The organism is Achromobacter insuavis (genome assembly GCF_902859645.1).
Lineage (GTDB): Bacteria > Pseudomonadota > Gammaproteobacteria > Burkholderiales > Burkholderiaceae_B > Achromobacter > Achromobacter insuavis.
This window is the reverse complement of record NZ_CADIJR010000064.1, coordinates 23,290-31,045: the sequence shown is the minus strand read 5'-3', so window position 1 is coordinate 31,045 and position 7,756 is coordinate 23,290. Positions and strand designations below refer to the sequence as shown.

At 68.7% G+C, this 7,756-nt stretch carries 7 protein-coding genes; 1 reads left to right on the top strand and 6 read right to left on the bottom strand.

Annotated features, from left to right (window positions below; all coding sequences use genetic code 11):
- Positions 1–103: 103 nt before the first annotated feature.
- The 4 genes from hisD to H0523_RS24415 all read right to left on the bottom strand — a co-directional run bounded on the left by hisD (position 104) and on the right by H0523_RS24415 (position 4,699).
- Positions 104–1,423, bottom strand: coding sequence for a histidinol dehydrogenase (hisD, locus tag H0523_RS24430; protein ID WP_054430421.1), 1,320 nt, complete (start codon positions 1,421–1,423; stop codon positions 104–106).
- 88 nt (positions 1,424–1,511) lie between these two features.
- The gene (locus H0523_RS24425) at positions 1,512–2,684 is read right to left on the bottom strand and encodes an alpha-hydroxy acid oxidase (RefSeq protein ID WP_054430420.1); all 1,173 of its coding nucleotides are present in this window, start codon (positions 2,682–2,684) and stop codon (positions 1,512–1,514) included.
- A 16-nt stretch (positions 2,685–2,700) separates the two neighbouring features.
- Positions 2,701–3,681 (bottom strand): Bug family tripartite tricarboxylate transporter substrate binding protein, encoded by a 981-nt coding sequence (locus tag H0523_RS24420; protein ID WP_054430419.1) that lies wholly within the window; start codon positions 3,679–3,681, stop codon positions 2,701–2,703.
- Positions 3,682–3,742: 61 nt separating this feature from the next.
- A complete protein-coding gene (locus tag H0523_RS24415) occupies positions 3,743–4,699 on the bottom strand; it encodes an NAD(P)-dependent oxidoreductase (RefSeq protein WP_082404423.1) in 957 nt (318 codons plus the stop codon).
- Positions 4,700–4,815: 116 nt separating this feature from the next.
- Here H0523_RS24415 and H0523_RS24410 point away from each other — a divergent pair, with 116 nt between their 5' ends.
- Complete coding sequence (locus H0523_RS24410) at positions 4,816–5,712, top strand: LysR family transcriptional regulator (protein ID WP_054430417.1); 897 nt, start codon at positions 4,816–4,818, stop codon at positions 5,710–5,712.
- A gap of 10 nt (positions 5,713–5,722) precedes the next feature.
- On the opposite strand, the gene H0523_RS24405 is transcribed toward H0523_RS24410, so the two are convergent.
- Positions 5,723–6,706 carry a Bug family tripartite tricarboxylate transporter substrate binding protein gene (locus H0523_RS24405; RefSeq protein ID WP_054430416.1) on the bottom strand — a complete coding sequence of 328 codons (984 nt, stop codon included), beginning with the start codon at positions 6,704–6,706 and terminating at the stop codon, positions 5,723–5,725.
- Between the two features lie 67 nt (positions 6,707–6,773).
- A complete protein-coding gene (locus tag H0523_RS24400) occupies positions 6,774–7,676 on the bottom strand; it encodes an SMP-30/gluconolactonase/LRE family protein (protein WP_054430415.1) in 903 nt (300 codons plus the stop codon).
- Between the last annotated feature and the right edge of the window lie 80 nt (positions 7,677–7,756).

Sequence of the window (7,756 nt, the reverse complement as noted above, 5' to 3'; positions counted from 1 at the left end):
CGGCCCAGCGCCGCGGCCGCGGCCAGGCCGATGCCGCCGCTGCCGCCCGTGACCAGCGCGCGCCGGCCGTGCAAGCCGAAGTCCGGTCCCTGGGGCAAGGCGATCATGCCTGGGCCTCCACGGGCTGGTACCAGGGCAGATCCGGCCGGTTGCCGTAGCGGCGCACGCGGATGTTGGCCTGCTCGCCATGACCGGCGAAGTTCTCCATGTGGCACAGGCGCGAGCAGTATTCGCCCATGGTCGCGCTGGCGGCGTCGGTCAGCACGCGCTGGTAGGTGCAGGTCTTGAGGAACTTGCCGACCCACAGCCCGCCCGTATAGCGCGCCGCGCGGTTGGTGGGCAGCGTGTGATTGGTGCCAATGACCTTGTCGCCGAAGCTGACGTTGGTGCGCGGGCCCAGGAACAACGCGCCGAAATTGCTCAGGTTCTTCAGGAAGTAGTCCGGATCGCGCGTCATGACCTGCACATGCTCGAACGCCAGTTCGTCGGCCACGGCCAGCATTTCCGCCTCGCTGTCGCAGACGATGACCTCGCCGCAATCGGCCCAGGCCTGCGCCGCGATACCCGCGGTGGGCAGCAGGTTCAATTGCCGCTCGATCTCGACCAGCGTGTCGCGGGCCAACGTTTCGCTGGTGGTCAGCAGCACCGCCGGCGACGTGGGGCCATGTTCGGCCTGGCCCAGCAGGTCCACCGCGCACAATTCGCCGTCGACGCTGTCGTCGGCAATGATCAGCGTTTCGGTCGGGCCGGCAAACAGGTCGATGCCGACGCGACCGTAGAGTTGCCGCTTGGCCTCGGCCACGAACATGTTGCCCGGCCCCACCAGCATGTCGACCGGATCGACGCTGGCCGTGCCCACCGCCATCGCCACCACGGCCTGGACGCCGCCGAGCACCAGGATTTCGTCGGCGCCGGCCATGTCCATGGCGGTGACGATGGCCGGGTGCGGCTTGCCCTGGTAAGGCGGCGCGGTCGACACGATGCGCTTGACGCCGGCCACCTTGGCGGTCAGCACACTCATGTGCGCCGAAGCCAGCAAGGGATACTTGCCGCCGGGGATATAGCAACCGACGGCATTCATCGGCACATGGCGATGGCCCAGCACCACGCCCGGATACGTTTCCACCTCCACCTCGCGCATCGAGTCGCGCTGGATCTGGGCGAAATGGCGCACCTGCGTCTGGGCAAAGGCGATGTCTTCGATCTCGCGATCCGACAGTTGCTTGCGCGCGGCTTCGATCTCGGCGCGGGACAGGCGGAAATCGGCCGGATCCCAGTTGTCGAATTTGCGGCTGTAGTCGCGCACGGCGTCGTCGCCGCGGGTTTCGATGTCGCGGATGATGTCCTCGACAGTGGCGCGCACCTTGGCGTCGGCGTCGGTCTTGACCGCGGCGCTGCGGCCGCGCTTGAGATAGCGAATCATGTATTCAGGTCCTGGAAAAAGGAGAGAAAGAAGAAAGTCGTGGCGACACTTTTTGTTCCATGCATACGTATGCAAATAAGGGTTTTCACTAGGCCTGGCCTTGAAATGCGGCGCCTGCCAGCAGGCCGGGCCCCAGATCGCCGACGGCGCGGCAGCCCAACAGCGCCAGGTCGCGGTCCAGCTCGCTGCGCAGGATCTCCAGCACATGGCGCACGCCAGCCTCCCCCGCCAGCGCCGCCCCGAACAACGTGGGACGGCCAACGAAGACGAAGCGGGCGCCCAGCGCCAGCGCCTTGATGATGTCGGTGCCCCGCCGGAAGCCGCTGTCGACCATCAGCGCCACGTCCGGCGGCAGCCCCGGCGCGATGGCGGCCAGCGCCTGCAATGACGAGGCGGCGCCATCCAGCTGGCGCCCGCCGTGGTTGGACACGATGATGCCGTCGGCCCCCAATGCGGCGGCTCGGCGCGCGTCATCCGGGTGCATCAGGCCTTTGATGACCAGGCGGCCGCGCCAGCGTTCGCGCAGCCAGGCCATGTCATCCCAGTCCAGCCGATCGCGGCCCGTGCGAAAGCCATGCGCCGGCTCGCGCGTGACCGGGGGGCCGATTTCTTCATACAAATTGGCAAACCGCGGCACGCCGCCGGCCAGCAAGGTGCGCAGCAGCACGCCGACGGTCCAGCGCGGCCGTGCCATCCCCTCCCCCACCAGCCGCGGCGTCAAGCGGAACGGAATGGTGAAATCGCGCCGCGCGTTGTTCTCGCGATTGGCCGCGACGCAGGTGTCGGCGGTGACCACCAGGGTGCCGACCCCGGCCGCCTCGAGCCGCGCCAGGATCCGCGCGATACGATCCCGGTCTCCCGGGAAATAGGCCTGATACCAGGTATCCGGCGCCTCGCGCAGGACCCGTTCCAACGGCACATTGGAGGAGCCGCTCAGGATGAACGGCACCTGCGCCTGGCGCGCGCCGCGCGCCAGCGCCAGGTCGCACTCGTGGCGCACCATGCCCGCCAGGCCGGTCGGCGCGATGCCCACCGGCATCGCATGGGTGATGCCGAACAGGGCCGTGCGCAAGTCGCGCCCGGCCACGTCGTTGAGTCCGCGCGGCAGCAGCCGATAGTCGGCAAAGGCACGCCGGTTCTCGGCCAGCGTGGCTTCGTCCTCGGTGCCGCCACGCACGAACTCATAGACGCTGCGTGGCAAGCGCCGCCGCGCGGCGCGCTCCACGTCGGCCACCGACAGCAGCCGCTTCAATCCCGTCATCGTCGCGCTCCCCGCCTCAGTTCTCGGGCTTGAGGTCCATGCGCTGGATCAGCGCGCCCCACTTGGCTTCATCCTCGCGCATGCGCCGCACCACTGCCGCGCCGTCCGACACGTGCAGGCTGACGCCCAGTTCCTGCAGGCGCGCGGCCAACGGCGCATCGTCGCCCAGGGCGCGCATGGCCGCGCTCAGGCGCTGCGCGATGTCGGGCGGCAGGCCCTTGGGCGCCATCAGCGCCAGCCAGAAGACCGCTTCGAAATCCGTCAGCCCGGCCGCCTCGTTCATGGTCGGCACCTGCGGCAGCAATTGCAGGCGCTGCGCCGTGGTCACGGCCAGCGCCCGGGTGCGTCCGCCCTGCACCAGCGGCGCGGCCTCGTTGGCCGCCGAGAACATCATCTGGATCTGATTGCCCACCAGGTCCTGCGAGGCCGGGCCGCCGCCCTTGTAGTGCACCACCGTCATCTTCAGCCCGAAGCGGCTCATGAAATACTCGGCCGCAAGGTGGTTGATCGACCCCACGCCCGACGTACCGATGGCATAGCGGTCCGGCCGTTGCCGGATCAGGGCGATCAGCTCCTCCACGCTCTTGACCGGCAGGTCCTTGTTGACCTGCAGCACGAAGGGCGACTCGATCATCATCGAGATCGGCTCGAAGCTGTCGTAGGGCCGGTAGCCCACCTTGCCCTGGATCAGCGGGTTGAGCACCAGCGACACCGGCGCGGCATACAAGGTGTAGCCATCGGGCTTTTGCTGGGTCATCCAGTTGCTGGCCACGGTCGAGGCGGCGCCCGGCTTGTTCTCCACCACGATGTTGCCCTCGAGCTTGCGCGCCAGCTCGGCCATCACCGTCCGACCCGACACGTCGGTCATGCCCCCGGCCGGATACGGCATGACAAGCTTGATGGGTTGTTCGGGATAGGCGGCGCCGGCGGCGGGGGCCAGCGCCGCCGCCAACAACAGCGCGCCGGCCGCGCGGGCGGCCTGGATCATGATACGCATGGGTAAGTCTCCTGGATTCCGGGGGCCGCTCTTGGTCGGCCCCTCTGGTCGCGCCAGCGCCTCAGAGGGCGATGCCGGCTAGGTTGACGATGCTGTCCCGTGGGGGACGGCCTTCGAAGAAATCAATGATGTTGGTGGCGCACTCCGTGGCCATGCGCTCGATCGATGCGTCGGTCAGCGACGCGGCATGCGGCGACAGCACCACCTCCGGGCGGCGCAGCAACGCATCGGCGGCGCCGGGCGGTTCCGGATCGAACACATCCAGGCCGGCGCCCGTGAGGTGGCCGCTTTCCAGCGCCGCCAACAGGCGCGTCGGATCCAGCAGGCCGCCGCGGGCGGTATTGACCACGATGGCGCCGCGCTTGAGCGCCAGCGGATCGATCAGGCCCCGGGTGGCGTCCGTCAACGGCAGGTGCAGGCTCACCACGTCGGCCTCGGCCAGGGCGGCCGCCAGGTCCGTGCGGATCTCGATCCCCTGGGGCAATGCCGCATCGGCGGGCAGAAACGGGTCATAGGCGAGCACCCGCATGTCGAAGGCCCGCAGCCGCTGCGCGGTGGCGCGGCCGATGCGGCCGGCGCCCACGATCAGCGCGGTCTTGCCCGCCAGCTCGAACATCGGGCCGCGCAATGCCGCCTGCCACTGGCCGGCGCGCACGCCTGCGTCGTGCCCGATGACGCGCCGGGCGACGGCCAGCAACAGCGCCAGCGCGTGCTCGGCCACGCCGATGGCGTTGGCCCCCGGCGTGATCGCCAGCGGAATACCTCGCTCGGTCAGGGCGGCGACATCGACCGCGTCGTAGCCCACGCCATGGCGCGCCACGAAGCGCAACTTGCCGGCCGCCTCGATGTCCTGGCGCGACAAGGCCTGGAAACGCAGGATGACCGCGTCGGCGCGCGCCAGCCTGGCCCGGAACTCGGCCGGCGCCGGGCGCTCGACCAGGTCCAGTTCGTGGCCCGCGTCCTCCAGGCGCCGCAAACCGGCCGCCGCCACAGGCATGGTGATCAATACCCTGGACATGTCTCCCTCGTTATCGTTGTGTCTGCCATGAGGGAAATTCTGGAGGGCGCGGACTTAGTCGTCCAATATATTATTCAACTCAGATTGAGTCGATTTCCATATTGCAAGGCCCTCCGATGAAGATGGATCTACGCCAGTTGCGCTACTTCGTGGCGGTCGCCGAAGAGCTGCACTTTGGCCGCGCCGCCACGCGCATGCATATTTCGCAGCCCCCGCTGTCGCAACAGATCCGGCTGCTCGAGGACACCCTGGGCACGCAGCTGTTCCGCCGCAACCAGCGCAATGTGCGCCTGACGCACGAAGGCGAAGTCCTGCTGGCCCACATCAAGCCGCTGCTGGCGCGCTGGGACGAAACGCCGGGCATCGTCGCGGCCGCCAAGCGTGGCGACGCCGGTTTCCTGCGCGTCGGTTTCACCGCGGCCAGCGCCTACTATCTGATCCCGACCGCCATCGGCTCTTTCACGCAGCGGTTCCCGGCCGTGGAGCTGGCGCTGCATGAAATGATCTCGAACGACCAGGTCAGCGGCCTGCTGGAGAACCGGCTGGACGTGGGCTTGATGCGGCCGCACGCCCGCCATCCCGACCTGATGAGCCAGAAACTGCTGGACGAGCCGTTGATGGCGGTGCTGCCGGCGCAGCATCCGCTGGCCGCGCGCCCGGCCATCGACCTGCCCAGTCTGCGCGACCTGCCGTTGATCAGTTTCACGCCGGCCAACTCGCCCTACCTGCGCGACATGGTCGAAGGACTGCTCGGCCGTGACGGCCACACGCCGCTGGTGGTGCAACGCGCCACCCAGCCCCACACGCTGGTGTCGCTGGTGGCCGCCGGCCTGGGGGTCGCCCTGGTGCCCGAACTGACCTCGCGCAACCGGCTCGATGGCGTGGTCTACCGGCCCCTCGCGGTGCAGGACCCGCCGGTGGCCGAGATGTACGTGTGCTGGCGCAAGCAGGCCACCTCGACCCTGCTGGAGAACTTCCTGGCCAGCCTGGCCGAGGCGGCCCGCAGCCGCTGACCGCCGCGCCTCACTCGATACGGATGCCGGCCGTCTCGATCACGTGACGCCAGCGATCGCCGTCGGTGCGCACCAGGTCACGCATCTGCGCCGGCGTGCTGCCCACCATGTTCATTCCCATCGCCGCGTACTTCTCGCGCATCTGCGGCGATTGCACCACCTCGGCGATATCGCGTTGCAATTTGTCGACGATGGCCGCGTCGGTGCCCGCCGGCACCGCCAGGCCGAACCACAGATCGGTGGCCAGGTCCGGATAGCCCGCTTCGCCGATGGTGGGCAAGTCCGGGAATTGCGGCAGGCGCTCGCGCGTCATGGCGGCCAGCGGCCGCAGGCGACCTTCCTGGAGATTGCCGATGTTCGACGCCATGATGTCTATCATCATCTGCACCCGCCCCGTGCTGAGGTCGCCCACCGCCTGCTGCGAGCCCGGATAGGGCACGTGCACCATCTGCGTGCCCGTTGTCTCCAGAAAGCGCTCGCCCTGCAGGTGCAGGATGCCGCCCACGCCCGCCGAGGCATAGGACAACTCGCCCGGCCGCGACCTGGCCAGCGCCACCAGCTCTGCCACCGACCGGGCCGGCAGGTCGCGCGACACCATCAGGATATTGGGCGCCGTGGACACCAGCGTCACCGGCGCCAGATCCTTGACCGGATCGAAGCGCAGCTTCTTGTACAGATAAGGCGCCACGGACAGCGTGCTCGACGTCGCCATCAGCAGCGTGTAGCCGTCCGCCGGCGAACGGGCCACGTACTCGGCGCCGATCATGCTGGCCGCGCCCGGCTTGTTCTCGACGACGACCGGCTGGCCCCACTTGGCCGCCAGCTGCGTCGCCAGATCGCGGGGAATCAGGTCGACCATCGCACCCGTGCCAAACGGCACGATGATCCGCACGGGCTTGGAAGGAAAGGCCGGATCGGCGGCCGATGCGGACGGACTGATGCCAAACAGGCAGGTGGCCGCGGTCGCGGCCAGGATGCTGCGCAAGGTCTTCATGGTGGTCTCCTCTATTGTTTTGGTGCGGGCCCCTGTCCTGGTCCGGCGCCCGCGCGCCGACGCGATGTCAGCGATGCGAGTACGGCGTGCGGCCCTTGACCGGCAGTCGGGCGCGCAGGATCGATCCGGTCTCGCTCTCGGTGATATAGAGCGTGTGTGGATCGTCGGGATCGAAGGCCAGATTGGTGTTGCGGATGCCGGCGCATGATTCGATGCGCCCGCGCACTTCGCCCAGCGGATCCAGCCACCACACCACGCCCAGGCCGGAATGGGCCACCACCAGGCCGCCGTCCTCGCACACGGCCAGCCCATCCGGTCCGGCCAGGCCGCCACTGAAACGGGCGTAGACGCCAAGATTGCGTACCTGGACGCCGCGGCGGGTCGCGCGCAGGACTTCCAGCGACCGCGTGCTGGCCACGCAGAGCGCGGCCTGGTCCGGCATCACCACCACGCCATTCGGAAACGGCAGCCCTTGCAATACCGGCGCCGCCGCGCCACCTTCCTGCCAGGCGAACACGCGGCCGTGCGGATCCTCCAGCGCGCTGTGGCCGGGATCGGTGAAGAACACGGTGCCATCGTCGGCGAACGCCAGGTCATTCAGGCCGGAGAACCGCTGGCCCGGCGCCCATTGCGCCAATTCGCCGATGCGCCGACCCGTGTCCGGGTCGAACACCAGCAAGCCGTGCAGCGCGTCGGCCACGAACACCCGCCCATCGCGGTGGATGCGCAGGCCGTTGGGACGCCCGCCATAGGACGCAAAGACTTCCCAGGCGCCGTCGCGGCCGATGCGGAAAATGCGCCCGTGGCATACGTCGACGCAGTACAACCGGCCCTGACGGTCAAAGCCCGGCCCCTCAAGAAAGGAGTGCAAGGGACCGCCGCCGCGCGCCCGGCTCCAGTCGGTTTCCTGATTCAGGCGCAGATGGGCGGGGACGGCGGTATGAACCTCCGTGGGGATGATGGACAGCATGCGGATTCCAAAGCCGTGGATGAGCGCCAAGGCTAGGACAGGCGATGCGGAGCGTCCAATATGTTTGCGCGGCGGGATTG

What these genes read in the sequence shown, in the direction of transcription:
- hisD (WP_054430421.1), bottom strand. Translation starts at nt 1,423, where the DNA reads ATGATTCGCTATCTCAAGCGCGGCCGCAGCGCCGCGGTCAAGACCGAC.
- H0523_RS24425 (WP_054430420.1), bottom strand. Translation starts at nt 2,684, where the DNA reads ATGACGGGATTGAAGCGGCTGCTGTCGGTGGCCGACGTGGAGCGCGCC.
- H0523_RS24420 (WP_054430419.1), bottom strand. Translation starts at nt 3,681, where the DNA reads ATGCGTATCATGATCCAGGCCGCCCGCGCGGCCGGCGCGCTGTTGTTG.
- H0523_RS24415 (WP_082404423.1), bottom strand. Translation starts at nt 4,699, where the DNA reads ATGTCCAGGGTATTGATCACCATGCCTGTGGCGGCGGCCGGTTTGCGG.
- H0523_RS24410 (WP_054430417.1), top strand. Translation starts at nt 4,816, where the DNA reads ATGAAGATGGATCTACGCCAGTTGCGCTACTTCGTGGCGGTCGCCGAA.
- H0523_RS24405 (WP_054430416.1), bottom strand. Translation starts at nt 6,706, where the DNA reads ATGAAGACCTTGCGCAGCATCCTGGCCGCGACCGCGGCCACCTGCCTG.
- H0523_RS24400 (WP_054430415.1), bottom strand. Translation starts at nt 7,676, where the DNA reads ATGCTGTCCATCATCCCCACGGAGGTTCATACCGCCGTCCCCGCCCAT.